Annotated in this window: 21 protein-coding genes and 1 pseudogene; 13 read left to right on the top strand and 9 right to left on the bottom strand. The window is 71.9% G+C overall.

Annotated features, from left to right (window positions below):
* Positions 1–368: 368 nt before the first annotated feature.
* The 3 genes from ABD317_RS08450 to ABD317_RS08440 are packed head-to-tail and all read left to right on the top strand — an operon-like array spanning position 369 to position 4,414.
* Positions 369–3,824 (top strand): AAA family ATPase, encoded by a 3,456-nt coding sequence (locus ABD317_RS08450; protein ID WP_344289169.1) that lies wholly within the window; start codon positions 369–371, stop codon positions 3,822–3,824.
* A gap of 60 nt (positions 3,825–3,884) precedes the next feature.
* Positions 3,885–4,085, top strand: a complete 201-nt coding sequence (locus tag ABD317_RS08445) for a hypothetical protein (protein WP_344289168.1) — start codon at positions 3,885–3,887, stop codon at positions 4,083–4,085.
* Positions 4,082–4,414 (top strand): type II toxin-antitoxin system PemK/MazF family toxin, encoded by a 333-nt coding sequence (locus ABD317_RS08440; protein WP_344289167.1) that lies wholly within the window; start codon positions 4,082–4,084, stop codon positions 4,412–4,414. The genes ABD317_RS08445 and ABD317_RS08440 overlap by 4 nt, the downstream gene beginning before the upstream one ends.
* Before the next feature lie 264 nt (positions 4,415–4,678).
* On the opposite strand, the gene ABD317_RS08435 is transcribed toward ABD317_RS08440, so the two are convergent.
* The 3 genes from ABD317_RS08435 to ABD317_RS08425 form a co-directional block, all read right to left on the bottom strand.
* Positions 4,679–5,623, bottom strand: a complete 945-nt coding sequence (locus ABD317_RS08435) for a GNAT family N-acetyltransferase (RefSeq protein ID WP_344289166.1) — start codon at positions 5,621–5,623, stop codon at positions 4,679–4,681.
* A 121-nt stretch (positions 5,624–5,744) separates the two neighbouring features.
* Positions 5,745–5,984: a hypothetical protein gene (locus ABD317_RS08430; RefSeq protein ID WP_344289165.1), complete on the bottom strand. Its 240-nt coding sequence runs from the start codon at positions 5,982–5,984 to the stop codon at positions 5,745–5,747.
* A gap of 37 nt (positions 5,985–6,021) precedes the next feature.
* Positions 6,022–7,362: a tetratricopeptide repeat protein gene (locus tag ABD317_RS08425; RefSeq protein WP_344289164.1), complete on the bottom strand. Its 1,341-nt coding sequence runs from the start codon at positions 7,360–7,362 to the stop codon at positions 6,022–6,024.
* Between the two features lie 330 nt (positions 7,363–7,692).
* Between ABD317_RS08425 and ABD317_RS08420 the strand changes: the two genes are divergently transcribed.
* Positions 7,693–8,124 (top strand): ATP-binding protein, encoded by a 432-nt coding sequence (locus tag ABD317_RS08420; RefSeq protein WP_344289163.1) that lies wholly within the window; start codon positions 7,693–7,695, stop codon positions 8,122–8,124.
* A 178-nt stretch (positions 8,125–8,302) separates the two neighbouring features.
* On the opposite strand, the gene ABD317_RS08415 is transcribed toward ABD317_RS08420, so the two are convergent.
* Complete coding sequence (locus ABD317_RS08415; RefSeq protein ID WP_027756255.1) at positions 8,303–8,743, bottom strand: hypothetical protein; 441 nt, start codon at positions 8,741–8,743, stop codon at positions 8,303–8,305.
* Positions 8,744–9,158: 415 nt separating this feature from the next.
* Here ABD317_RS08415 and ABD317_RS08410 point away from each other — a divergent pair, with 415 nt between their 5' ends.
* Positions 9,159–9,569 (top strand): RidA family protein, encoded by a 411-nt coding sequence (locus ABD317_RS08410; protein ID WP_344289162.1) that lies wholly within the window; start codon positions 9,159–9,161, stop codon positions 9,567–9,569.
* Between the two features lie 39 nt (positions 9,570–9,608).
* Here ABD317_RS08410 and metG read toward each other — a convergent pair whose 3' ends face one another.
* A complete protein-coding gene (gene metG / locus ABD317_RS08405; protein WP_344289161.1) occupies positions 9,609–11,225 on the bottom strand; it encodes a methionine--tRNA ligase in 1,617 nt (538 codons plus the stop codon).
* Between the two features lie 163 nt (positions 11,226–11,388).
* Between metG and ABD317_RS08400 the strand changes: the two genes are divergently transcribed.
* The 4 genes from ABD317_RS08400 (at position 11,389) to ABD317_RS08385 (ending at position 16,416) form a co-directional block, all read left to right on the top strand.
* Positions 11,389–13,512 carry a PhoX family protein gene (locus tag ABD317_RS08400; RefSeq protein WP_344289160.1) on the top strand — a complete coding sequence of 708 codons (2,124 nt, stop codon included), beginning with the start codon at positions 11,389–11,391 and terminating at the stop codon, positions 13,510–13,512.
* A gap of 281 nt (positions 13,513–13,793) precedes the next feature.
* Positions 13,794–14,831 (top strand): ABC transporter substrate-binding protein, encoded by a 1,038-nt coding sequence (locus ABD317_RS08395; protein ID WP_344289159.1) that lies wholly within the window; start codon positions 13,794–13,796, stop codon positions 14,829–14,831.
* Between the two features lie 13 nt (positions 14,832–14,844).
* Complete coding sequence (locus ABD317_RS08390) at positions 14,845–15,672, top strand: DUF2470 domain-containing protein (protein ID WP_344289158.1); 828 nt, start codon at positions 14,845–14,847, stop codon at positions 15,670–15,672.
* Between the two features lie 156 nt (positions 15,673–15,828).
* Positions 15,829–16,416 carry a Uma2 family endonuclease gene (locus tag ABD317_RS08385; protein WP_344289157.1) on the top strand — a complete coding sequence of 196 codons (588 nt, stop codon included), beginning with the start codon at positions 15,829–15,831 and terminating at the stop codon, positions 16,414–16,416.
* Here the strand turns inward: ABD317_RS08385 and ABD317_RS08380 are convergent.
* The 4 genes from ABD317_RS08380 to ABD317_RS08365 all read right to left on the bottom strand — a co-directional run bounded on the left by ABD317_RS08380 (position 16,397) and on the right by ABD317_RS08365 (position 20,416).
* On the bottom strand, positions 16,397–17,665 hold the full coding sequence (locus ABD317_RS08380; protein WP_344289156.1) for an MFS transporter: 1,269 nt from the start codon (positions 17,663–17,665) through the stop codon (positions 16,397–16,399). The two genes, ABD317_RS08385 and ABD317_RS08380, sit on opposite strands and share 20 nt — an antisense overlap.
* 173 nt (positions 17,666–17,838) lie before the next feature.
* Complete coding sequence (locus tag ABD317_RS08375) at positions 17,839–18,693, bottom strand: ABC transporter permease (RefSeq protein ID WP_027756247.1); 855 nt, start codon at positions 18,691–18,693, stop codon at positions 17,839–17,841.
* The gene (locus ABD317_RS08370) at positions 18,690–19,721 is read right to left on the bottom strand and encodes an ATP-binding cassette domain-containing protein (RefSeq protein ID WP_344289155.1); all 1,032 of its coding nucleotides are present in this window, start codon (positions 19,719–19,721) and stop codon (positions 18,690–18,692) included. The genes ABD317_RS08375 and ABD317_RS08370 overlap by 4 nt, the downstream gene beginning before the upstream one ends.
* Positions 19,722–19,783: 62 nt before the next feature.
* Positions 19,784–20,416 (bottom strand): NADPH-dependent FMN reductase, encoded by a 633-nt coding sequence (locus ABD317_RS08365; RefSeq protein ID WP_344289154.1) that lies wholly within the window; start codon positions 20,414–20,416, stop codon positions 19,784–19,786.
* A gap of 365 nt (positions 20,417–20,781) precedes the next feature.
* Here ABD317_RS08365 and ABD317_RS08360 point away from each other — a divergent pair, with 365 nt between their 5' ends.
* The 4 genes and pseudogenes from ABD317_RS08360 to ABD317_RS08345 all read left to right on the top strand — a co-directional run.
* Complete coding sequence (locus ABD317_RS08360) at positions 20,782–21,819, top strand: PstS family phosphate ABC transporter substrate-binding protein (protein WP_344289153.1); 1,038 nt, start codon at positions 20,782–20,784, stop codon at positions 21,817–21,819.
* 192 nt (positions 21,820–22,011) lie between these two features.
* Positions 22,012–22,728, top strand: coding sequence for a response regulator transcription factor (locus ABD317_RS08355; protein WP_344289152.1), 717 nt, complete (start codon positions 22,012–22,014; stop codon positions 22,726–22,728).
* Positions 22,729–22,806: 78 nt separating this feature from the next.
* A complete protein-coding gene (gene pstS / locus ABD317_RS08350; RefSeq protein ID WP_344289151.1) occupies positions 22,807–23,955 on the top strand; it encodes a phosphate ABC transporter substrate-binding protein PstS in 1,149 nt (382 codons plus the stop codon).
* A 130-nt stretch (positions 23,956–24,085) separates the two neighbouring features.
* Positions 24,086–24,450: pseudogene (locus tag ABD317_RS08345) on the top strand (phosphate ABC transporter permease subunit PstC); the annotation flags it as partial.

Genomic DNA, 24,450 nt, shown 5'->3' with positions numbered 1-24,450 from the left:
CGGCCGCCGGGGTCGTGGCTGTGGTGTGTGTCGTCGTAGTCATGCACGGTCCTTTCACGGACGGTGTCGCGGTTCCAAGGGGTGTGTGGGATGTGCGGCAGAGGCGCGGCTTGGGCACGCGCGGCCGCGTAGAGAGGTGAAGCAACCTCGCCCGGCGCCAGTCAGCGACTCGACGGAGAACCGGAGCGGGTGGTGCAGAAGCACGGGCGCCGTACTGCGGGCGCAACGCGGTGCTGATGTTCAGAGTAACACTCCCCGTGTCCGGCCTGTTCCCCGGCCGCTACGGACCCGCCGAGCAGGCCCGTCGCGCCGAAACACGGGAAAAGGGCTGCCCCGCTGTCATAGGCGCGTGTCACAGTGCAAGGGACATGACTGCTGCACTCATCGGACGGGACCACCCCGCGGGCGTCCTCCGGGCCGAGGCCGAGCGGGCCGCGGAGAGCCACGGGGGCCTCGTGCTGGTCACGGGCGAGCCGGGCATCGGCAAGACGACGCTGGTCACCTCCGCTCTGGCGGAGGCGAGACGGCGCGGGACGCTGGTGCTCGGCGGCTCGTGCTGGGCGTCGGACAGCGCCCCGGGGTACTGGCCCTGGGTCCAGGTCGTACGGGCGCTGCGGCGCGGCGTGCCCGCGGCGGAGTGGGAGGCGGCCCGCGAGGCGGCGGGCGGCGGGCTGGACGTCCTGCTGGGCGAGGACCCGGCGGGGGCAGAGCACGGCCCGCGCCACGAACACGGTCCGCGCCACGAGCACGGCCCGCGCCACGAACACGGCCCGCCCGACGCCCCCGGGCAGGGGCAGGACCCCGCCCCGGACCCCCGGCACGGGCCGGGCCAGCACCCGCCGGACCACGCGCACGGGCCGCACCACCCGCACGCGCACGGAACCGATCGCGGAACGGACCACAGCCCTGACTCCGTACCCGCGACCGGCCCCCCGCCCGGGAGCGGGCGCGGACCCGCCCCCGCCGACGGCTTCCGCCTCGCCGACGCCGTCACCACCGCCCTCGTCTCCGTCTCGCACGCCCGCCCCGTCATCGTCGTCCTCGACGACCTGCACTGGGCGGACCCCGCCTCCCTCCGCCTGCTGGAGTTCGCCGCGCAGCACACGTGGTTCGAGCGGCTGCTGCTCATCGGCACGTACCGGGACGCCGAGGTCGACACCCCCGGCCACCCGCTGCGCGACCAGATCGCCCCGCTCGTCGCCAAGGCCACCACCGTCACCCTCACCGGTCTCGACCGCGGCGGCACCGCCCGGCTCATGGCCCGCACCGCCGGCCACGAGCCGGACGAGACGCTGGCCGCCGAGGTCCACCGGCGCACCGGCGGCAACCCGTTCTTCATCGAGCAGACCGCCCGCCTCTGGGCCGGCGGCGCCTCCGCGGACGCCGTCGCGCCCGGCGTGCGCGACGCGCTGCGCCGCCGCCTGGAGCTGCTCCCGGCCCCGGTCGCCGAGCTGCTGGTCGCCGCCGCGGTGCTCGGCCGGGAGTTCCACCGCCAGGTGCTCGCCGCCGCCGTCGGCAGGCCGCCGGTGCACGTCGACCGGCTGCTGGAGACGGCCGTCGCCGCCCGGCTGGTCGTGGGCCGGGGCGCGGGCACGTTCGCTTTCGGGCACGACCTCGTACGGGAGACGCTGTACGAGGCGCTGGACCCCGCCGAGGCGCGCCGCCGGCACGCCGCCGTCGTGCGCGCCCTCGACGCCGCGCCCGCGCTGAGCGAGAAGGTCTTCCCCGCCGACCGCGCCCGGCACGCCTGGGCCGCGGGCGACGAGCTGCCCGCCGAGCAGGTCGTCGGGCTGCTGCGGGCCGCCGGGGAGGACGCCGGCGGGCGGCTGGCGTACGACGAGGTCCTGACGCACCTGCGCCGGGCGCACGAGCGCGCCGCCGGCACGTCCGCGCGCTGCCGGGTGCTCACGGCGCTGGACCTGGGCGGTGCGCTGCTGCACGCCGGGCGGACGGCCGACGCCTGGCCGCTGTTCGACGAGGCGGTGCACACCGCGCGCGAGCAGGACGACCCCGAGATGCTCGCCCGCGTCGCCCTCGGCGCCCACAGCGCCGAGGGGTACTGCGCGACGGTCCCCCGGGACCAGGCCGCCGCCAACCGCCTTCTGCTGCAAGAGGCCCACCGCGCGCTCACCCGCCGCTCCCACCGCTCCCACCCGGAGTCTGAGGAGGGTGCGGAGGCGGAGCTGTCGGCCGACCAGATGGCCGCGGAGTTGAGCATCGGCCTGTCGGTCAGCGCCCGCCGCGGCCAGGACGACGAGGAGCTGGGCTTCGGTCTCTGGGCCCGGCACAACGCGATCTGGGGCCTGGGTACGGCCGCCGAGCGGGTGGCGCTGACGGAGGAGCTGATCACCCTTGCCGAGCGGGCCGGCAACCCCGCCGGGCGGCACATGGCGGTGGCGATGCGCTGGGTCGCGCTGCTGGAGCTGGGCGACCCGCGCTTCCTGGACACCTACCGCGGCTACGTGACCGCCGCCGAGCAGAGCGACCTGCCCACCATCAGCCAGACCCTGGCCATGGACGAGAGCCTGATCGAGGCGCTGCGCGGCGACTTCGAGGCCGCCGAGCGGCATCTCGAACACGTCATGCGGCTGAGCCGCGACACCGAGCACGAGCACTGGATCGAGATGCTCGACCACCACCGGTGGACGATGCGGATGCTCCAGGGCCGGTACGAGGAGGCCGCGGAGGCGGCGTCCCGGGTCACCGTCGCGGGACACGGCTTCGCGGCCGTGCTGCTGGCCCTGACCGACCTGCGCCGCGGCGACCCGGAGCCCGCGCGGCGGCTGCTCGCCGAGGGGCCGACGGACCAGCAGGAGAGCCGCAACTTCTACCCGCTGTGGCTCCGGCTGACGGCGGAGACGGCGGCGGCGACGCGCGATCCCGAGCTGGCCGCGCAGGTGCGCCGGGCCCTGTCCCCGTACCGCGGACAGTGGCTGGTGTCGGTCTACGGCTGGGACATGAGCGGCCCCGTCGACTACTGGCTGGCGCTGGTCGACGCGGCGGAGGGCCGCCGGGCGGAGGCCGCCGAGGGCTTCCGCGCGGCCCGCCGCTCGGCGGACCTCATGCAGGCCCGCCCGTGGTCGGTGCTGGCCCGCCACGGGCTGGCGCGGACGCTGCGGGAGGAGGGCGACCCGGTGGCGGAGAAGCTGGCGCTGGAGACGGCGGAGGAGGCGGCCCGCCTGGGCATGAGGCTGCCCGGCGAAGACCCCCGCGAGGCCCCCCGGCAGGAACCCCCCGAAGCCCTCCGGGCAGAACACCGCCCCCCGCCCGGCTCCGGCGCGGAGTTCCGCTACGACGGCAGGGTGTGGACCCTGACGTACGCCGCCCGCACCGTGCACCTCCCCGACGCCAAGGGCCTGCGCGACCTGCACACCCTCCTCGGCGCCCCCGGCACCGAGATCGCGGCGGTACGTCTCCTCAGCCCGGAGGGCGGCGAGGAGGTCGTGGCCGCCCACCGCCTGGGCGGCGACCCGGTGCTGGACGACGAGGCCAAGTCCCGCTACCGCCGCCGCCTGGAACTCCTCGACGAGGAGATCGACCACGCCACCGCCGCCGGCGACGACACCCGCGCCGCCGCGTACGACCGCGAACGCGCCGCCCTCCTCACGGAACTGCGCGCCGCGGCGGGCCTCGCCGGCCGCACCCGCCGCCTGGGCGACGAGGCGGAACGCGCCCGCAAGGCGGTGGGCGCCCGCATCCGCGACGCCCTCCGCAAGATCGCCAAGGACCACCCGGACTTGGCCGACCACCTCAGACAGACCGTCTCCACCGGCACCACCTGCGCCTACCACCCCGCAGCCCCCGCCCCCGCCTGGCGCCTGTGATCCCGCCCGCCGTTGCACAGCTGCGCGACAAATGTTCCACACCGCGGGTATCCTGATGCCATGGCAGCAACCATCGGATTCCGCCCCACGGAGGAGGACGAGCGGATCATAAGAGCCGCCATGCGCGAGGGTGAGCGCACGAGCGACGTGATCCGGCGCGCCTTGCGACTGCTGGAACGCGAGGTCTGGCTCGCGCAGGCCCGCGATGACGCGGAGCGGCTCAGCGACGAGGACCTGTCCGCCGAGGAGGACGCCTGGTGATCCGCGGTGCGATGTACCGCGTGGACCTGGGCGACGCCAAACGGGGTCACGAGCAGCGGGGCCGCCGCTACGGCCTCGTCCTGAGCCCCAGTTCAATGCCGTGGAGCGTGGCCACGATCGTCCCCACGTCGACGAGCGCGCAACCGGCGGCCTTCCGGCCGGAGCTGGAGGTCGCGGGCACGCGTACGCGACTGCTGGTGGACCAGATCCGCACGATCGACGTCTCGTACGTCCACGGCGACCCGGTCCACTACCTCGACCACGCCGAACTGGCAGAGGTAGAGCACGTGGTAGCCCGATACCTCGGCCTCCTCTCCTGGCATGCGTAAGCCACCAACGCAACACCGCACCGTCCACGACAGCCCGGCCGGAACCTCGTCCGGCACACCCCGGAGCCTTTCAACGCGCTCACGCGGTGGCGGCATGGGCGGGCACGGGGAATCTCACCGCCGCGCTCGGCGCCCCGGTGTCCGCCGTGGATGACCTCGTCCGCGCTGCGTCGGCGCTCTGTGCTGCGCGGGCCCTGCGGGGGCATGTCGTCGGCGCGGTGTCCCACGGTGGTCCCGGGCTCCACCTCCACGGGGGCGAAGCTCCTACGGCCGATGCACCCAGCCGCAGCGGATGCGGGTGAGGGTACGGAAGCCGAGGGCGGTGAGGAGGCGGAGTTCGACGGCGTCGTCGGGGTCCGGTCCCGCGTAGGCGAGGAGACGGTCGACACGGGCCAGGCGCAGCCAGTCGGCGGCGTGGGCGATGAGCGCCGTGGCGGTGGGTTCGTAGGGGAGCGCCGGGTCGGTGACGTGCAGGTTTCCGATGTCCGCCCAGTCGGCGCGGCGGGTGAAGCGGCCGGTGTCGTGGATCGTGGTGTCGATCTCGACGTAGCCGGCCTCGCCGCCGTCGGCCTGGTCGGCGGTCAGGCGCGTGCCGTTGATGCCGACCGAGCGGCGGACGGTCATGCCGAGGGTCACGTCGGGGGTGAGGGGCGGCAGGTCCGCTGTGTCGGCGAGGAGGAGGAGCTCCGTTCGGGTGTGCCGGAATCCGGCGCGCTCGTAGAGGTCGGCGATGTGCGGCCATTGGTCGGGGACTCCGCAGAAGGTGGGAGCGGGCAGGTCGCCGCCGGCCGTCCGGGTGGTGACCCGCCACCGGGCCAGCTGAGCGAGGCAGGCGGTCAGCAGGGCCTCGGCGGGCGGGGTGCAGTCCGGCATGAAGCGTGAGGTCGGGCCCTCCGGGGAGATCGGCCAGTAGACCAGCCAGCTGATCTCGCCGACGTTCCGGTAGGCGGGGTCGACGCTGGTGTCCGAGCCGTAGCGGAGCAGATGTGCCGCGGCGACGACGCGGTTGCGCTGCTCGGCGACGAGCGTGGTTCGTTCGACGACCCAGGGGTCGACGACGAACTCGCCCGGATCGCGGGTGAGCTGGCCGAGCACGGTGTTGACCGAGACCGACAGGCCGGGGACGGTGGCGGCGACGTGGGCGTTGACCAGGTCGGTGAGCTGGTCGCGGTCGTCGCGGCGGAAGAGCCGCACGGTGAAGTCGGGCATGACTGGCCGGCCTCCAGGACAGGTGATCAGGGAGAGGTGCGGGAGGCCGCTGCCGGTGCGGTATGCGGGAATCCTACCGACGCCGGCCGCTGCGCGGGAGGCAGGAGACCCGCGATCCAGCTCATCGAGGCCCGGCCGTACCGGCCGGCTCACCGTCCTCGGTTCGGGCCAGGGCTGCGCTGAAGGCGGGCTTGCGGGTCTGGGAGCGGAAGCGCCGGAAGGTGGCGTTCACCTCGTGCTCGGTCCCGTTGTACGGAGGCTCCGCGATCGCCTCGGCGTAGATCAGCCGGAACGAGTCCTCGGCCTGCGCGGCGGCCCGTCCGTCCAGTTGCTCCACGGCGACGGCCCGCTCTTGTGTCACCTGAGGCCGCCCGCCGACGGTTGCGGCCCGAGCGCCATCAGGTGATGCGTGCGGGCGGGACGACGCTGCGCGCCCGTTCGTAGAGGGTCCGGGCCGTATGGTTCCGCAGGTGGGGACGGATGAGGGACTGCATGTTGCGCATGCGCTTGTCGGCTCCCCCGGACTGAACCAGGGGGTATTCGTCCATGACCCTGTTCCAAGTTGCGCATGCCTCTTCCAGATGTCCCAGATCCAGCTGGATTTCTGCGAGCAGTGCGTTATAGCGGACACTGCTCCGTCGATAGTGCTTGTCCCGGAGTTTGTCCGACTCAATCAGGGAAGCCACGGCCCCCTTCTTGTCGCCTAGCTCATATCGCACCTGCGATGTGTGGTACGCCAGGGACGACGGGGCGTAGCTCCCGAACGCCTTTGCGCGACTCTCTGCCCACTCCATGGCTACCTCCGCTTCCCGGAGGTGGCCAAGTGCCGTTCGCCGGTCCCCGGCTGCGGCGTAGCAGTGTGCTTGCTGGCCGGCGAGAAACGCACGCATACGGGGTCCCGCTTCCGGCGAAGCCGCGGCGGCAGCGTCTGCAAGCCGGGTCGCATGGGCGACGTGCCCCAGGTCGACAGCTTGGAGGCTCATGCCTCGCAGGGTCGTACAGTACGTCATGTGGTCCTCGGCGGACCCGGCCAGCTCCAGGGCCTTGACGTAATACCGCTGGGCCAGACCGTGGAAGCCCTCGTCCACGGCCATGAACCCTGTCAGATAGAGGAGGTCCGACGTAGCGGACTGCAGGTCTTTGCGCACATCCTCCGGGGCATCGGCTCGAAGATGAGGCGCCACAGTGTTGACGAGAAACGCGGCGGCCATAGGGCGGGCATGACGCCCGCCGAACTGGTCGTCCAACTCAGACAGCTTCTCGGTCATTGCCGCCACTGCATCGACTTCCCGGTATCCGATGCGTCGCAGTCGGCCCGTCTGCACGCCTTCCATCCGGCCGACTACGTCTGGCCATTCGGGAACAGTCAGGGCCACAGAGAATAAGCCAGCGGACAGGACGTTCCGGCGTGATGGGTCCATGTCCAGCCTGCCGAGATCCAGCAGTCCCTCTTCCGTGCTTGCGGGTTGGGGTTCTTGATCTGCGGAGGGTGGGAATCCGGACTCGGTGTGGGTGACTGGTCGTGCGAGTCTGCGGGAGAGGGCTTCGAGGATGACCGGTCGTGCCGTCTTGCGAGGGCGGGTGCCGGCGAGCCAGTGCGCGACGGACGATTCGTCGTACCGCAAGGGTGTTCCGATCTCGGCACCGATGCGATTCACGGCGTGTGCGAACTGGCTGTAGGTCCATCGGGTCTCGGCGACAAGAGGCCCCAGTCGGGCGTTCGGCTCACGTTGTGCCACTGAAACCAACTCCCCGCCACGCGTGGACTTTCAAGGCTTTCAAGTTCCGGCGCCGGTTCAACGGTACCCCCGCGGAGCGCTACGCGGTTACGTGGTCAGCGATCGAGTGATCGGACCCCCGCGACCTCCCCCACTGCCTTAAGGACGTGGGCGGTACCCCCAACACGGCCCGGAGGCGCGGCCAACGCTGACAAGGAGCGCCGACATGAGCCACGGTATCGCGAGGCCGTTCGTACGCCAGTTCCGGTTATTCGCTGCGGCTTCCGGCCGCCATCGTTACGTCGGGCCACCTGGCATGGATACGGGTCTCCCCGGAACGAGGTACGCACCATGACCGCGCAGTCGCGCATGTTCGCCCGGAGTCCCCGTTCGGTCCGCCGGGCGCGCGAGTTCGTCGCCTCGCTGGTGGGCACCGCGGACCGGGCCGACGACATCCGCGTGTGCGTCTCCGAGCTGGCCAGCAACGCGCTGCGCCACACCCCCGTCGGCCGCCTCTTCCTCGTACGCCTCGACATGCAGGAACACCTCGTCCGCATCGAAGTCCACGACGCTGGAAACGGCCGGCCCCGCGTCTGCACCCCCGCGGACACCGACGACCGCGGCCGCGGGCTGCTGCTGGTCGCCGCCCTCGCCGACGACTGGGGCACCACCGACCGCCACGGCCCCGGCAAGGTCGTCTGGGCCGCATTCAAACTCCCCGGCCAGGCCGTGCCGTTCGGATCAAGGAAGGGGGTCCGGCTGACCTCTATGTCCAGGACGTAGCTGTCCGCCGGGCTGATCAACCCGCCGCGGGACCGGCCGATGGCGTGGTCGGCCGGTTCACCCGCCGGGCCGATCCCGTGCTCCCGAACTCCTGGTCCCGACCCGCTGGCCGGGACCAGGAACTCCGGGTACGTTCCAGCCGTGGGGCGCCGGTGGCCCGGCGCCTGGTGCAGCGTGACTAGTGGTTGATCGTCGTCACGTTACAGCCGTCGCAGGTCTTGTGTTTCGTCCACCTCATCGTGCTGCCCGTGAAGCGGAATTCATGGTTCGCGTGGTGGTACCAAGGGGATTCGTAGCCCCCGGTGGTCTTGTACTTCACCCAGCCGTGCCCGGTACAACCGCCGGCGGACTTCCATGTCAGCGCCCATTTGTGGCTGCTCATGGCCCAGTACTTGCACGATCCCCTGGACAGGTCGCGAACGTTCGAGACATGCAGGGGCCCGACATCGGACATCAGCTGTGCTCCGATCGGCACCGTGGGCACCGCAGTCTGCGCCGTGTCCGGTGCGACCTTCGACGTCTGCCGGCTCTCCGTGGCGTTTGCGCCCACCGCCACGGCGGTCATCGGCACCGCGAGGGCAAATGCGCCGATGAGGGCTGGCGCTATACGTAACCGCATTTAGGCTCCCTTGATCGACAGACTCTGACGGTCTCCGCCGGTCCGCGCGTTCACGCGCGACTGATCTATGCAGCCTCGAAACCTCGCACTGTGCGCGGCGATGGTCGAAGACCGTGCGGCGGGCCAATCTTTCGCGCAGGCGCCGCCGACTGTCCCGCTTCTCGAACAAACTCGATCAGACCGGTGCGGCGCACCCCGGCGTGGCGTCGGAGGGCACGGTCGGCGTAATCCGGCTCGGCGCCTCCGCCGCGTCCAGCCATCACACCTCCAGCGATCGGAACGGACGTCACCGCACATACAACCGCTCCAACCGCCAACCGGGCGAACCTACGTGGTCACAGCACCAGGGGAGCGGGGCCTGCCCGGTGGGGAAAATGCGGTGCGTGCCGGGGTCGCGCTCGGCAGACTCGCGGGCATGACCGAGAAGATCACCCGCATCAACCCCGAGCAGCTGCACGAGACGCCCGGCTACCACCACATCGCGGTGGTGGCGGCAGGGCGTACGGCCTACCTGGCGGGACAGTGCCCGCTTGACCGGAACGGTGACCTCGTCGGCGCCGGTGCCCTGGAGGCGCAGGTCGACCAGGTGGTCGCGAACGCGCTCACCGCCCTGGCGGCGGTGAACGCCCCGCCGCACCACGTGGTGCGTTCCGTGATCTACGTGCGGAGCGACGAGAGGGACGACCTCGGAGTCGTGTGGAGTCGGCTCACCGAGTCCGCCCTCGGGCCCGCGTTCACCACCGCCAGCACGCTCTTGGGCGTTGCCCAGCTGGGCTTCTCCGGACAGCTCGTCGAGGTGGCTCTCACCGTGGCGCTGCCCGACTGACCGGGCACGGTGCGTCGGCCCGGGCAGCCCGGCCGGGCGTCAGTCCGCCTTCGGCTCCTCCAGGCGCGGGAACAGGATCGCGCCCTTGGTCACCCGCGACCCCGCCGGCAGCCGGCCCCACTGCCCGGCCTCCGCGATCCGCTGGTCCGCCAGCGGGCCCAGGGCCGGCTCCGCGCCCAGGGAGGTCCAGAGCTGCTGGGACGTGGCCGGCATCACCGGGTGCAGGAGGACCGCCACGCCGCGCAGGGCCTCCGCCGCGGTGTAGAGGATCGTCGCCAGGCGGGCCGGGGCTTCCGGTGCGGAGTCCTTCGCTACCTTCCAGGGCTCCTGCTCGGTCAGGTACAGGTTGACCTTCTTGACGAAGTCGAAGACCGCCGCGATGCCGCCCGCGAAGTCCAGCTCGTCGCCGATCCGCCGGTCCGCCTCCGCCGTCGCCTGCGCCAGCCCGTCGACGATCACCTGCTCCGCCGGGCCCGCGGCGGTCGCCTCCGGCAGCTCGCCGTCGAAGTACTTGACGGTCATCGCCCCCACCCGCGACGCGAGGTTGCCGTAGTCGTTGGCCAGCTCGCTGGTGTAGCGGTGGGTGAAGTCCTCCCAGGAGAACGAGCCGTCCTGGCCGTACTGGATGGCCCGCAGGAAGTACCAGCGGTAGGCGTCGACGCCGAAGTGGTCCGTGAGGTCCTGCGGCTTGATGCCGGTCAGGTTGGACTTCGACATCTTCTCGCCGCCGACCATCAGCCAGCCGTTGGCGAAGACCCGGCCCGGCAGCGGCAGGCCGTTGGCCATCAGCATCGCGGGCCAGATCACCGCGTGGAAGCGGAGGATGTCCTTTCCGACGAGGTGGACGTCCGCCGGCCAGGTGGTGGCGAACTTCTCCTCGTCGGCGCCGTAGCCGACGGCGGTGGCGTAGTTGAGCAGGGCGTCGATCCACACGTAGATGACGTGCCTGTCGTCCCACGGCACCCGCACGCCCCAGTCGAAGGTGGAGCGGGAGATCGACAGGTCGTTGAGGCCCTGCCGGACGAAGCTGACGACCTCGTTGCGGGCGGACTCCGGCTGGATGAAGTCGGGGTGCGCCTCGTAGAACTCCAGCAGCTTCGGGCCGTACTCGGAGAGCTTGAAGAAGTAGTTCTCCTCCTTCAGCATCTCCACCGGCTTCTTGTGGATGGGGCACAGCTTCAGGCCCGCGTACTCCCCCTCGCCGTCGAGCAGCTCACCGGGAGTCTTGTACTCCTCGCAGCCGACGCAGTACGGGCCCTCGTAGCCGCCCTGGTAGATCTCGCCCTTGTCGTAGAGGTCTTGGACGAACTCCTGCACCCGGTCGGTGTGCCGCTTCTCCGTGGTGCGGATGAAGTCGTCGTTCTTGATCTCCAGATGCCGCCAGAGGGGCTTCCACGCGTCCTCCACAAGGCGGTCGCACCACTCCTGCGGGCTGACGCCGTGCGCCTCCGCGGTGCGCATGATCTTCTGACCGTGCTCGTCCGTGCCGGTGAGGTACCACACCTTCTCGCCGCGCTGGCGGTGCCAGCGGGAGAGCACGTCGCCTGCGACGGTCGTGTAGGCGTGGCCCAGGTGCGGAGCGTCGTTCACGTAGTAGATGGGGGTCGAGACGTAGTACGCCCTCGTCCCCTGCTGCTCTTCTCCAGTGGCCGCCATGCCCGAAATCCTAACTGTCACGGACCATCGCACTCATCCGATTACGTACGGTGACAACCCGCTCTCACCGGCGCGGGTTCACCTGGAGTTCAAGTCCGCGCCTCTCCCCGGCGGGACTCCGCGCCTAGCGTCCGGCGCGAACTCACAGAAACCGGAGGGGATCGTGCGCAGACTTCTGCCGCTCATCGGCTCGCCGCACCCGGGCGGCCGCTCGGCCATGACCTGTCGCTACCGCTGTGGTGACGCCTGCTTCCACGAGGTTCCGAACACCAGCGACAACGAGTACGCCGGTGACATCGTCGCCCGTGCCGTCTCGCGTCGCCGGGCGCTGCGCGCCGGTGCCGCGGTGACCGTGGTCGCGGCCGGCGCCGGGATCGTCGGCGCCGCGCCGGCGACGGCGGCGCCGCCCGCGCCGGCCGGCACCTTCGGCCGCGGACACGGTCACGGGCACGGCCACGGGCACGGCCACGGGCATGGCCACGGCCGCGGCGCCCGCGGGCTGCGCTTCGACGCCGTCGAGCCCAACACCGCCGACGCCGTCACCGTCGCCGACGGCTACGACCAGAACGTCGTCATCGCCTGGGGCGACCCGGTCCTGCGCGGCGCCCCGGCCTTCGACCCGGCGCGCCAGACGGCCGCCGCCCAGGCCGGCCAGTTCGGCTACAACAACGACTTCCTCGCGCTGCTGCCGCTGCGCTGGGAGCGCGACAAGCAGCTGCTGGTCGCCAACCACGAGTACACCAGCGAAGAGGTCATGTTCCCCGGCTACGACCCGGAGAACGTCACCCGCGAGCAGGTCGAGATCGCCTGGGCCGCGCACGGCATGTCCGTCGTGGCCGTCGAGGAGGAGGGCCGCTGGGGCCGGCGCGGCGGCAGCCTCCGGGCCGTGCCGCGGCACCCGCTCAACCGGCGGATCACCGCCACCACCGAGTTCGAGCTGACCGGCCCGGCGGCCGGCAGCGACCTGCTGAAGACCTCCGCGGACCCGACGGGGCGGCGGGTGCTCGGCACCCTCAACAACTGCGCGGGCGGCACCACCCCGTGGGGCACGGTGCTCTCCGGCGAGGAGAACTTCAACCAGTACTTCGCCAACGCCGGTGCGGTCACCGACCCGGTCGCCAAGCAGCGCCTCGCCCGGTACGGCATGTCCGGCGGCGCCACGCAGCGCAAGTGGGAGCGGTTCGACGACCGCTTCGACGTTGTCAAGGAGCCGCAGGAGCCGAACCGTTTCGGCTGGGTGGTGGAGGTCGACCCGTACGACCCCGACTCCACCCCGGTCAAGCACACCGCGCTCGGCCGCTTCAAGCACGAGGGCGCCAGCATCCGGCTGACCCGCGACGGCCGCGCCGTGGCGTACTCGGGTGACGACGAGCGCTTCGACTACCTGTACAAGTTCGTGTCGGCCAAGCGCATGGTGCGCGGCAACAGCCGCTGGGCACGCGCCCACAACATGACGCTGCTGGACGAGGGCACGCTGTACGTCGCCCGGCTCACCGGCGACAGCCCGGCGGGCGAGATCGACGGCAGCGGCACGCTGCCGGAGGACGGCGAGTTCGACGGCGGCGGCGAGTGGATCAAGCTGGCCAGCGGCGACCGTTCGTACGTGGACGGCATGACCGCCGAGGAGGTGTACGTCTTCACCCGCCTCGCCGCCGACAAGGCCGGGGCGACGAAGATGGACCGCCCGGAGGACGTGGAGCCCAGCCCGAACAGCGGCAAGCTGTACGTTGCGCTGACGAACAACTCCCGGCGCGGCGTCGACGACAACGCCGCGGCCGACGAGGCCAACCCGCGCAACGCCAACAAGCACGGCCACGTCCTGGAGCTGACCGAGAGGCACAACGACCCGGCGTCGACCCGCTTCGGCTGGCGGCTGTTCCTGGTCTGCGGCGACCCGGCCGACCCCTCGACGTACTTCGCGGGCTTCCCGAAGGAGGAGGTCAGCCCGATCTCCTGCCCGGACAACGTCGCGTTCGACCCGTACGGCAACCTGTGGATCTCCACCGACGGCAACGCACTGGGCGCCAACGACGGTCTGTTCGGCGTGGCGACGACGGGCCGGTACGAGGGGCAGGTGAAGCAGTTCCTGACGGTTCCCGTCGGCGCGGAGACCTGCGGGCCCATCGTGGACGAGGACCGCGTGCTGGTCGCGGTGCAGCACCCGGGCGAGGTCGACGGCGCGTCGTACGAGAACCCGGGCTCGGTGTGGCCGGACGGGCCGGGCAGGCCGAACCGCCCGGCGGTCGTCAACGTCTGGCGCTCCGGCGGCGGGCGCATCGGAGCCTAGGGCCTGACCGTTCTCATGCGGCCCCGATGCACCCTCGGGTCCCGTGGCGGCACCTCCCCCAGGTCCGTGTGTACGACCGCGGTACGGCCTGACGACCGCGGTACGGCCTGACGACCGCGGTACGGCCTGACGAAGTCCCGTCACGGGCACTCCGGTTCCCCGGGCCGGGCGGCTCCGCGCGCACGTGTCGGCGTGCACCGCGGGGCCGCGGGCCCGGGTTCCCCGGTCGAGCATATTAGGTTAGCCTCACCTAAGTCACGTCGACCGAGGGGAAAACTGCCTTGGCCACCACCGGCCCGACCACACCCGCCCCGCTCTCCCGCCGCGGCCTGCTGGCCGCCGGCGGCGCGCTCGGGCTCACCGCCCTCCTCGCCGCCTGCGGCGACGACTCCCCGAGCGGCGGTTCCGGCGGCGCCGAGGACGCCGGGGGCAGTTGGTCGTTCACCGACGACCGCGGCAAGAAGGTGAAGACCGACGGCCGTCCGGAGAGGATCGTCGCCTTCGTCAGCTCGGCCGCCGCGCTGTACGACTACGGCGTGACCTGCACCGCGATCTTCGGCCCGAGCGAGCCGATCGACGGCGGGCCCAACCCGCAGGCGGGCGATCTGGACCTGGACGAGCTGGTCAGCCTCGGCGAGGCGTGGGGCGAGTTCAACGTCGAGAAGTACGCCTCGCTCGCACCCGAGCTGCTGGTCAGCAACATGTTCCCGCCGCCCGACCTGTGGTTCGTACCGGAGGAGAGCCGGAAGAAGATCTTCGCGCTCGCCCCCGCGATCGGCGTCAAGGGCGCGCACACCAGCCTGCTGAAGCCGCTGCGCCGGTACGAGGAGCTGGCGGCGGCGCTCGGCGGCGACACGGACAGCGCGCGGGTGAAGGACGACAAGAAGCGCTTCCAGGAGGCCGAGAGCCGGCTGCGCTCGGTGGCGAAGGCCAGGCGCGGGATCAAGGTGCTGGCGATGACCGGCGACAAGGACAACATGTACGTGGCCGTCCCCGGCTCGTACACCGACCTGCACTACTTCCGCGACCTCGGCGTGGACCTCGTGGCGGGCAAGAAGTCCGACGAGTGGGGCTTCTGGGAGTTCCTCAGCTGGGAGAACACCGACAAGTACCACGCCGACCTGATCATGATCGACAACCGCACCCAGGCCATGCCGCCCGAGGAGCTGGCCAAGAAGCCCACCTGGGCCCGGCTCCCGGCCGTCGAGGCCGGGCAGACGACCCCCTGGGCGATGGAGGAGCGCTACAGCTACCGCGGGTTCGCGCCGGTGCTGGAGCGGCTGGCGGACGCCATCGAGAACGCCGACCGGCTCGGCTGAGGGAGGGACCGGCATGGCTTTCCCCGACGACGCACGCGCGCTCGCGGCGGCGCCCACCCCCGCGGAGCGGGTGCGCACCATCCTGGCGACCGCGGGGTCGCTGACGCTGGAGACCGACGGCTTCCGCTGCGACCTGGTGGGCCTGCACACGGCGGGCCCGGCCGCGGGCTCAGGCGCGGGCTCAGGCGCCGGACCCGGCGCGGGCCCCGGCGCGGCGGCCGGACCCGGGTGGCTGCTGCGGCTGCACCCGCCCGCGGACAGCGCGCTCGCGGCCCGGGTGGTCTGCGCGCCCACGGGCGACCTGCCGGTGCGGCTGCACCTGACGGACGTCGCGCCGGTGGGCGTACGGGACCGGGTACGCGCCCGGGTGACGCTGATCGGCTGGCTGGCGCCGGAGCCGACTGAGGCGGCGGGGGACCGGCTGACGCTGGGCTTCGACCCGGCGGAGGCGCTGGTGGTGACCGCGGGCGACGGCGCGGCCCCCGCGACCCCGGACGTGGCGGTGGTGGACCTGGACGAGCTGGCCGCCGCCCGCCCCGACCCGCTGGCCGACCAGGAGCCGGCGATGCTGCTGCACATGGCGGACTGCCACCGCGACGCGGTCGACGCCCTGACCCGCCTCGTCGACCCCGCGGCGCTGCACGGCGTGGTCCGCGTGCACCCGCTGGCGATGGACCGGCACGGCCTCACCCTGCGCTTCGAACACCCCCGCACCCACCGCGACGTCCGCCTCCCCTTCCCCGCCCCGCTGGCCGACGCCGCCGAAGCCGGCCCCGCCGTCCAGACCCTCCTCCACGCCGCCCACCACTGCCCCCGCCGCCGGACCCCCCGCGGCGGGTGAGCGGTCACTCAAGAGGGTGAATACGGGGCCAATGGAGTGATTGCACGCCGGAATGAATTCCAGACTCCCGGCATGGCACAGATGGCACTTCACCAGGCCGGTCCGGCACGTGGGCACGTACCGTGTAAGGAACCACCGACCCGGAAGGAGTCCGCCATGGGTGTTGCCGACGAGCCGCTGACCGTCATGACCCAGAAGGACTTTGAGGCGCTCGCCCAGCTCGGCGCTCGTGTGAACGAGGCGCTGCGCTTGGAGTTCATCTACGGGAAGATCGGGGAGAAGGGCATGCCCGACGGCGACCACGGGCGCATTATCGAGTGGCTGACGCGCTTGAGCATCCAGTCCGATCCCGAATGGTGGCTCTACCCCGAACAGGGTCTGAGGATCGAGCAGTATCGAAAAGGAAACGCTCGGCCCGATGGCTGCCTTGCTCCGAGCGGTACGTTCGTCGGCCAGGGCGAATGGGCAAGTCCCGATGATGTTCTGATGGTGGTCGAGGTCACCGCCCGTGATTCCGACACCAACCAACGCGACCGCACGGACAAGCCACGCGCGTACGCCGAGACCGGTATCCCGGTGTATCTGCTCATCGACCGCGATACCTGCGAGGTGAAGGTCCACTCGGAGCCGGGCGACGCGCGCTACGACAAGATCGTGACGGTACCGATCGGCAAGACCGTCACGCTGCCCGATCCCGTCGGCCTCGAACTGGACACCGAGCCGCTCAAGAACTGGGTGCGCTGACGCGGGACGGGCCGAGGGGGCGGGAGTCGGTCAGGGCGAGGGCGGCGGCGGCCAGCAGGGGCGGCAGGGCGGCCAGGGCGAAGCAGAGGGGGAGCGGGACGCGGCCGATCAGCAGGCCGGTGGCGGCCGTGGCGGCGGAGGTGCCGGCGTTGAGTGCGGTGTTGACCCACGCGCCCGCCCTGGTACGGGAGTCGGGGGCGGCGGACGCGTCGGCGACGAGGTACGCGGTCGTGATGCCCGGTGCCACGAAGAGCCCGAAGAGGGCGGCCCAGGCGACGAGGGCGTACGGGTGCGGGGAGAGCCCGGTGGCGGCGAGCAGCAGGCCCAGGGCCGCCGCGAGCACCGGCAGCCGCCCGGCGACGGACGAGCGCCAGGCGACCGCGCCGTAGACGAGGCCGCCGACGGCGCTGCCGGCGGACATCGCGGCGAGGATCCAGGGCACGAGGCCGTCGGCGCCGTGCTCGTCGGCGAAGGCGACGACGAGCAGTTGCAGCGCCCCGAGGCACGCCCCGACCCCGGCGGCCCCGACGACGGCCTGCCGCATCGCGGGGTTGCCGCGCAGCAGCGCGGGGCGGGGGCCGGGCGGGGGCCCAGGCGCGGGCTCGGGCGCCGGCGTCCCACGTGCCGGGCGGCCGGCGGGCGTGCGCGACCGTGCCGCCGGCGAGGAGACCAGCGCCAGGGTGCCGGTGAGGATCAGCCCGGTGCCGGCGGCGAGCCCCGCGGCCGGCGCTGCGACGGTCACCACCGCCCCGACCAGCAACGGGCCCGCCACGAGCAGCAGTTCCTCGGCGACGGAGTCGAGGCTGTACGCCCGCGCCAGCAGCCGCGCCGGCACCAGGTCGCTCCACAGCACCCGCATCACCGGCCCCAGCGGCGGCGTGAACGCGCCGGCCGCCGCCGCGGGCCCGGCGGCCGCCGCGGCGCCCATGCCGTCCCCGGCGGTGACGACCGCCAGCGCGGCCAGCAGCAGCGCGTACACGCCCGCCATCGGCGGCAGCGCCCGCCGCGGCCCGTGCCGGTCGACGAACCCCGCGCGCACGGGCGACAGCAGGACGCTCGTCGCGCCGAAACAGGCGACGGCGAGCCCCGCCGCGGCGTACGACCCGGTGGCCTCCCGGACGGAGAGCAGCATCGCCAGCGGCACCATTCCGTACGACAACCGCCCCAGCAGGGCGGCGGCGAAGGTGCGGGAGGCGTGCGGGATACGCAGCACGGCCGCGTAGGACGGCGCGGGTACGGGCGCGGACATGGCGGTGTTCCTCAACGGCAGACGCGTGCAGGGGCGGCGTACTGCCACGCCCGGCGGGCGCGGCGGCGCCGGCTCTCATGCACGGGGGAGGAACATGCGCACGAACCTAGCAGACGCACGCGACCGGGCCCGCCCCCTCCTGCGGGGACGGACCCGGTCGTCGGCCGGAGCGGTTACTTCCTGGCGTAGAGGCGCATCGTGATCGGGCCGAAGACCGCCACGATCACGCCCGCCCAGCCCAGGGTCCAGGCGATGTCCGAGGCCGGCCAGTCGCCGTGCATCAGGTCGCGGACCGCGGAGGCGAGGTGGGTGACCGGGTTGTTGTTGACGAACGCCTGCAGCCAGCCGGGCATCGTCTTCGGGTCGACGAAGATGTCGCTGAGGAACGTCACCGGGAACAGGAACATCATGCTGACGCCCATGACCGACTTCTCCGTACGGAGAAGCAGGCCGAACATCGTCCAGATCCAGGAGAACGCGAAGGAGAAGACGATCAGCAGCGCCACCCCCGCGAGCACGCCCACCACGCCGCCGTCCGGGCGGAAGCCCATGATGAGGCCGATGCCGATCATCACGACCGACGCTATGGCGTAGCGCAGCATGTCGCCGAGCAGGTAGCCGACCATCACCGCGGGGCGCCAGATCGGCAGCGAGCGGAAGCGGTCGAAGACGCCCTTCTCGATGTCGGTGTTGACGGAGACGCCGGTGTACATCGTGATCATGACGATGCTCATCACCAGGATGCCCGGCAGCAGGTACTGCAGGTAGTCCGAGGTGGAGCCGGCCAGCGCACCCCCGAAGAGGTACGTGTACATCAGCACCATCATGATCGGGAAGGCGGTGACGTCGAAGAGCTGCTCGGGCACGTGCTTGATCTTGAGCACGGCCCGCCAGCCGAAGGTCAGGGAGGCGGACCACGCGCTGGGCCGCGGCGGCCGCTCCTTGGCCACGAGCAACTCCGCCAGGCTCTCGGTGGTGACCGGCGCGAGTTCCTCGGTGCGGGTCTGGGTCTCGGTCGCGGTGCTCATGCTGCTGCCTCCTGGGTCTCGGCACCGGCCGGGCGGTCGGTGAGGGCGAGGAAGACCTCGTCCAGGCTGGGCTGCCCCAGCGAGAAGTTGTCGACGGTGATGTCCGCGCGGGCCAGCTCGGCCAGCGCGGCGGCGGCCTGCGCCGCGGCCCCGCGCCCTCCCCCATGGCCTCCGGCATGGGCGGTACCCCCATCGCCGTCGCCGACGCGGGCCGTCAGCGCGACGGGGTCGGGCTCCAGCTGGACCTGGGCACCGGCGAGGGCGGTCTCCAGCAGGGCGACCGCCTCCGCGCGCTGCGCGGCGTCGCGCAGCCGGAGGTGGACGGAGCCGGCGCCGACGGACGCCTTCAGCTCGCCCTTGGTGCCCTCGGCGATGACCTTGCCGTGGTCGATGACGGCGATACGGGAGGCGAGCTGGTCGGCCTCGTCCAGGTACTGCGTGGTGAGCAGGACGGTAGTGCCCTGGGCGACGACCACGCGGACGATGTCCCAGACCTGGTTGCGGCTGCGCGGGTCGAGGCCGGTGGTCGGCTCGTCGAGGAACAGGAGGTCGGGGGTGTTGAGGATGGACGCGGCGATGTCGATGCGGCGCCGCATGCCGCCGGAGTAGTTCTTCACCTGCTTCGCCGCGGCGTCGGCCAGGCCGAACGCCTCCAGCAGCTGCGCGGCGCGCACCCGCGCGGCGGCCGGCCTGTGCCCGAGGAGGCGGCCGAGCAGCACCAGGTTCTCGGTGCCGGTCAGGTCCTCGTCGACGGAGGCGTACTGGCCGGTGAGGCTGACCAGGGAGCGCACGTCGTTCGCGTCGTGCACGACGTCCTTGCCGAAGATCCGGGCCTCGCCGCCGTCGGGGCGCAGCAGGGTGGCGAGCATCTTGACGGTGGTGGTCTTCCCGGCGCCGTTCGGGCCGAGGACGCCGTAGACGGTGCCGCGGGGGACGACGAGGTCGACGCCGTCCACCGCGCGGGTCTCGCCGAACACCTTCACCAGTCCCGACGTCTCGATCGCCGGGCCGGACGGGTCGTTGGTCATGTCGTTCTCTCCAGGTTCTCCAGCATTCGGTATGTGTGTGTTCGGTATGTGTACGGTTTCCGCTACGCCACGTACGGCCGCGCCGCGCGGGCCTCCCGGAGGGCCAGGCCCCACCAGGTGAGCTGGTCCAGCAGGGCGCCGGCGGCGCGTACCAGCCCGTCCGAGTAGATGGACCCGCCGGCCGGGAACTTCTCATCGGTCAGGCGCAGGTCCATTCCGACGGCGTCCCGCACGGTGACCGTGTGCAGCTCGGTGAAGACCGAGCGCAGCTGCTCCACCGCGTGCACGCCGTCGCAGCCGAAGCCGTACGACACGAAGCCGACCGGCTTCGCGTGCCACTCGTCGTAGCTCAGGTCGATGGCCTGCTTGAGCTGCGGGGGGAAGCTCCGGTTGCACTCGGGGGTGACGACGACGAACCCCTCGGCCCGCGCCAGCTCCCCGGTGAACGAGTGCAGCTGCCCGGCCGGGTGCCCGGCATAGCGCGGCGGGAGGTCGTAGTGCGCGAGGTCGACGACGGACAGCGCCAGGTCGCCGCGCTCGCCGGCCAGGCCGTCGAGCCAGGGCACGACCGCCGGGGGGCGGCACTCGGCGTCGGCCGTGCCGTCCAGGATGCAGGCGACGCGCAGCGGCTCGGGTGCACGGGTCGTACCGTGCGGGCCGAGCGCACCCCGCTCGCCGGACTCGCCGTTGCGCATCGGGCACCTCCCGGGTCTCGGCCGGCGCCGGGCGGGGCGCCCGGGCCGTTCACCCTTCAGGCGCCAGACGCCGGCAAGCGCCCGCTAGATCCGATCTAGCGACCCCCGCGCGCACCACGCGCCCCTCCGCGCGCCCCTCGCCCAGCCCGCACGCAACCCCCGCGCGGCCCTCGCACACACCCGCCCTCACCTGCGCTTTCACTCCGCCATCCGAACTCTCCTCACGGATACGTAACGGCGTCATGTCCGGGTCGTCCACTGTTCACCCGGCGCTAACCGAAGCCGCCCCGCATGGCCGACTGCCGTCAGTTCGATACAGGACCCGAGTTATGTCCGAATCGATCAGCGGAGAGCAGTGAGAGCCGATGAGCACGAAGCAGACGAAGCGGACCGCAGCCCGCCTGGGCGCCCTCCTCCTCGCCCCGGCGGCCGTCGCCTCCCTCGCCTCCTGCGGCGGGGAGAGCGAGGCGAGCGCCGGTGAGGGGGAGGCCGAACGGCTGACGGGGACCGTCACGATCGACGGCTCCAGCACCGTCGAGCCGCTGACGAGGCTCGCCGGCGAGCGCTTCGGCCGGCAGGAGACCGGGGTGCGGGTCAAGGTCGAGGCCTCGGGCACCGGCGGCGGCTTCGACCGGTTCTGCGCCGGCGAGACGGACATCTCCGACGCCTCCCGGCCGATCAACGACTTCGAGAAGGAGACCTGCGCCAACTGGGACGTGCCGCACCGGGAGCTGACCGTCGCCAACGACGCGCTCACCGTCGTCGTCCCGCGCTCCAACGACTGGATCGACTGCATCTCCACCGACCAGCTCAGGCGCATCTGGGAGCCAGGCTCCGAGCTGACCAGCTGGCAGGAGGTCGACCCCGCGTTCCCGGACGAGCCGCTGCAGCTCTACGGGCCGGACACCGACTCGGGCACCTTCGACTACTTCACCGAGGCCGTCAACGGCGAGGAGAAGGCGTCCCGCTCCGACTTCACCCCGAGCAAGGACGACAACACCCTCGTCAAGGGGGTCGCGGAGCACTCCGGCGGCCTCGGTTACTTCGGCTTCACCTACTTCGCCGAGAACCGCGACAAGCTGCGCGCGCTGGAGATCGACGGCGGCGAGGGCTGCGTCGCACCGAGCACGGCGTCCGTCCAGGACGGCTCGTACAAGCCGCTGGCCCGCCCGCTGTTCATCTACCCGTCGGCGAAGGCGCTGGAGCGCCCCGAGGTGGAGGCGTTCGTCGAGTTCTACGTGGAGAACCACACGGGCTTCGCCTCGGAGGCCGGCTACATCCCGCTCAGCAAGGTGCAGGAGAACAAGCTGCAGCGCGATGTGGAGCGGCTGAAGAAGGACAGCGCCCGCCCCGGCGGTACGGGGGACACCGGCGGCGACTCGGGTGGCTCGGGCGGCCTGTGAGGCGATCCGGCCCGGGGGGCGCGAACGTGATCCGGGGGGCGCGTGACGCCGTGGATCACGCCGTTCATAACGGGCCGATAACGGGATCACGCGCTCCTGTTCCGATGTTCACCTTCAGTTAACCGTCACCACCGGCCGAGTCCTCCAGCACGGATTTTCATGAGACGCGACGAAGGGGGTGGTGACCCACCGATGGACACACCGGCGATATCCGGCCAGCGACACGGACACGTGCTGCTGCTCGCCGATCCGGACGAACAGGTGGCGCACGAGCTTGCGGAGCACCTGTCGGGCCATCAGGTGAAGGTCGTCTTCTGCTCGGACGGGGCGGAGGCGCTCCTCCAGGTCGGCCTGCAGTCCCCCGACGCCGTGCTGGTCAGCGCCAAGCTGCCGCTCGTCCCCGGGGCCCGGGTGGTGGAGGTGCTGCGGCGCCGCAGCGCCACGCCGGTCATCATCGGCGTCGGCCCCGACGACGCGGAGGACGCCGTCGAGGCGCTCACCGCGGGGGCGAGCGCCTGCGTCGCCCGCCCCTACCGGCCGTACGAGGTCCTGAAGATGCTCGGCGTCGCCAGCCCGGCGACGTACGACGTGGACCAGACGGTCGCCTCCGGCCCGTACAGCGTCAACCCGGCCACCTTCGAGGCCCGGGTCGACGGCCGGCTGGTGCAGCTGCCGCTCCGCGAGTTCAAACTGCTGCACCTGCTGGTGGCCAACGCCGAGAAGGTCGTCACCCGCGACCAGATCAGCGCCGAGCTGTGGGGCGGCAGCGCGCCGAAGTCCAACACGATCGCCGTGCACATCCGCCGGCTGCGCGACCGCATCGGGGACAACCCCCACGATCCCCGGATCATCCTCACGGTCCGCAACGTCGGCTACCGCTTCGTGCCGCCGACCGCGGACCTGCCCTAGACCCCACATGCCCGTGTATCTCGATTTGTTTGTTATCAAGCCGCCTCTGGAGTGCGGCCTCAGGAAGGAAAGTCCCCAGTGAAGTCTCAGCGCAAGATCCGGTACCGCACCGCCGCAGGCGTACTCGCCCTCTCCAGCGCCCTCGTCCTCTCGGCGTGCGGCTCCGACGACAACTCCGACTCCGGCGACGACAACGCCAACGGCAACGGCAACAGCGAGAGCAGCGCCCCCGCCGGCGGCGACATCCAGTGCGCCGGCAGCGGCGAGCTGCTCGCCTCGGGCTCCAGCGCCCAGGACAACGCCATCCAGCAGTGGGTCGCCGACTACCAGGCCGCCTGCCCCGACGTGACGGTCAACTACAAGCCGGTCGGCTCCGGCGCCGGCATCGAGGAGTTCCTCAGCGGCCAGACGGCGTTCGCCGGCTCCGACTCCGCGCTGGAGCCGGCAGAGGTCGAGAAGTCCATGGAGGTCTGCACCGACGGCAAGGGCATCAACCTGCCGATGGTCGGCGGCCCGGTCGCCGTCGCCTACCACGTCGAGGGCGTGGACGAGCTGGTGCTCGACGCCGAGACCATGGCGAACGTGTTCAGCGGCGAGATCACCAACTGGAACGACGACGCCATCGCCAAGCTGAACCCCGACGCCGAGCTGCCCGACCTGAAGATCCAGCCGGTGCACCGCTCCGACGAGTCGGGCACCACCGACAACTTCACCGCCTACCTCAACACGGTCACGCCCGACGCCTGGCCGCACGAGGCGGACAAGAAGTGGCCGATCGAGGGCGGCCAGGCCGCCTCCGGCTCGGCCGGGGTGTCCTCGCAGGTGAAGCAGACCGACGGCGCCATCTCGTACATGGAGATCTCGCACGCCGAGGCCAACGACCTGACCACCGTCCTGCTGGACACCGGCGCCGCCGAGCCGGTCGCGGCCACCGTGGAGAACGCCTCCACGGCCATCGGCGTCGGCGAGCGGGTCGGCGAGGCGCCCGACATGGCGCTGGAGCTGGACTACGCGACCAAGGAGGACGGCGCGTACCCGATCACCCTGGTGACGTACGAGATCGCGTGCGACACGGGCAACAAGCCGGAGTCCCTGGACGCGATGAAGTCCTTCCTCAGCTACACCGCCAGCGAGGCGGGCCAGCAGTCGGTCATCGACGTCGGCTACGCCCCGCTGCCCGCCGACATGGCCGCCGAGGTCGCCAAGACCGTCAACAGCCTGTCCTGACCTTCCTGAACCGCCCTCCCGCCGGCCGGCGAACCACCCCGTCCGGCCGGCGGGGGGCCATCCGGTGCACCGCCGCCGGGACGCGGGCGCGGACCGCGCCATCGCCCCACACCAGACCGGAGATTCCCGTATGACTGCTCCACCCACCGGCATAGCCGACAAAGACACCCCCGCCCCACCGCCGACGCACGTCCTGCTGTCGGGCGGCAAGGGCGGCGTCCGCCGCGGCGACAAGATCTTCTCCGGCCTGTCCAAGGGGTCCGGGATCACGCTGCTGCTGATCATGGCCGCGATCGCCGCGTTCCTCGCGTACCGCGCCTCCATCGCCCTCGCGGACAACGAGGGCAACTTCCTCACCACCTTCGAGTGGGACGCCAACGGCAACCCGCCGAAGTTCGGCATCGCCGTGCTGGCCTTCGGCACGGTCGTCTCGTCGGTCGTCGCGATGGCCATCGCGGTGCCGATCGCCGTGGGCATCGCGCTGTTCATCACCCA

Source organism: Streptomyces synnematoformans (assembly GCF_039531005.1).
GTDB lineage: Bacteria > Actinomycetota > Actinomycetes > Streptomycetales > Streptomycetaceae > Streptomyces > Streptomyces synnematoformans.
This window is presented reverse-complemented; position numbering and strand designations above follow the sequence as displayed.

What these genes read in the sequence shown, in the direction of transcription:
- ABD317_RS08410 (WP_344289162.1), top strand. Translation starts at nt 9,159, where the DNA reads ATGACCGAGAAGATCACCCGCATCAACCCCGAGCAGCTGCACGAGACG.
- ABD317_RS08385 (WP_344289157.1), top strand. Translation starts at nt 15,829, where the DNA reads ATGGGTGTTGCCGACGAGCCGCTGACCGTCATGACCCAGAAGGACTTT.
- ABD317_RS08370 (WP_344289155.1), bottom strand. Translation starts at nt 19,721, where the DNA reads ATGACCAACGACCCGTCCGGCCCGGCGATCGAGACGTCGGGACTGGTG.
- ABD317_RS08375 (WP_027756247.1), bottom strand. Translation starts at nt 18,693, where the DNA reads ATGAGCACCGCGACCGAGACCCAGACCCGCACCGAGGAACTCGCGCCG.
- ABD317_RS08450 (WP_344289169.1), top strand. Translation starts at nt 369, where the DNA reads ATGACTGCTGCACTCATCGGACGGGACCACCCCGCGGGCGTCCTCCGG.
- metG (WP_344289161.1), bottom strand. Translation starts at nt 11,225, where the DNA reads ATGGCGGCCACTGGAGAAGAGCAGCAGGGGACGAGGGCGTACTACGTC.
- ABD317_RS08380 (WP_344289156.1), bottom strand. Translation starts at nt 17,665, where the DNA reads ATGTCCGCGCCCGTACCCGCGCCGTCCTACGCGGCCGTGCTGCGTATC.
- ABD317_RS08445 (WP_344289168.1), top strand. Translation starts at nt 3,885, where the DNA reads ATGGCAGCAACCATCGGATTCCGCCCCACGGAGGAGGACGAGCGGATC.
- ABD317_RS08365 (WP_344289154.1), bottom strand. Translation starts at nt 20,416, where the DNA reads ATGCGCAACGGCGAGTCCGGCGAGCGGGGTGCGCTCGGCCCGCACGGT.
- ABD317_RS08435 (WP_344289166.1), bottom strand. Translation starts at nt 5,623, where the DNA reads ATGCCCGACTTCACCGTGCGGCTCTTCCGCCGCGACGACCGCGACCAG.
- ABD317_RS08390 (WP_344289158.1), top strand. Translation starts at nt 14,845, where the DNA reads ATGGCTTTCCCCGACGACGCACGCGCGCTCGCGGCGGCGCCCACCCCC.
- ABD317_RS08415 (WP_027756255.1), bottom strand. Translation starts at nt 8,743, where the DNA reads ATGCGGTTACGTATAGCGCCAGCCCTCATCGGCGCATTTGCCCTCGCG.
- ABD317_RS08360 (WP_344289153.1), top strand. Translation starts at nt 20,782, where the DNA reads ATGAGCACGAAGCAGACGAAGCGGACCGCAGCCCGCCTGGGCGCCCTC.
- ABD317_RS08355 (WP_344289152.1), top strand. Translation starts at nt 22,012, where the DNA reads ATGGACACACCGGCGATATCCGGCCAGCGACACGGACACGTGCTGCTG.
- ABD317_RS08420 (WP_344289163.1), top strand. Translation starts at nt 7,693, where the DNA reads ATGACCGCGCAGTCGCGCATGTTCGCCCGGAGTCCCCGTTCGGTCCGC.